Source organism: Herbaspirillum sp. VT-16-41, from assembly GCF_001994935.1.
GTDB classification, from domain to species: Bacteria; Pseudomonadota; Gammaproteobacteria; order Burkholderiales; family Burkholderiaceae_D; genus Herbaspirillum; species Herbaspirillum frisingense.
This window is the reverse complement of record NZ_MUXB01000059.1, coordinates 1-465: the sequence shown is the minus strand read 5'-3', so window position 1 is coordinate 465 and position 465 is coordinate 1. Positions and strand designations below refer to the sequence as shown.

Genomic DNA, 465 nt, shown 5'->3' with positions numbered 1-465 from the left:
ATCAACCGATAAATGTCGTTCTTTGCAAATAGATGTTAAAGATGAAGTGATAAAAAAATTTGATTCCAGACCTAGATATGATAATTCAATTTCAATGCTGTTATCTGTATTTATTTTAAAAATAACAAAGGAAACAAAAGATGCATGGAAAGATATTAAGCATGAAGAAAAGTTTAAAATGGCATTCTCTACTTATTCAATTGCAAAAGAAGTTATTGACGAAATGAAGGATGTAAAACAGAAAACAGGGTTAACATTTACAACAATTATTAATTACGCAGCTTTAATGGATGTTGATGCAATCAATCAATTATCGCTTTTTAGTGATAGTAATGAGAAAAAGCAACAAGGATTTCAGTTGTCGGAAAAGGCGATTGAAAAAATTCAAGGACAAGCTTTGTCACAAGATATTAGTGTAGGAAATTTATTAGAAATTAAATTAGAAAAAGCACTAAAAAGACTTGC

The 465-nt window shown here is 28.6% G+C and carries 1 protein-coding gene; it reads left to right on the top strand.

Annotated features, from left to right (window positions below; genetic code table 11):
* Positions 1-465 (top strand): hypothetical protein (locus BTM36_RS28255; RefSeq protein WP_168189742.1); only part of this gene is annotated, 465 nt, incomplete at both ends.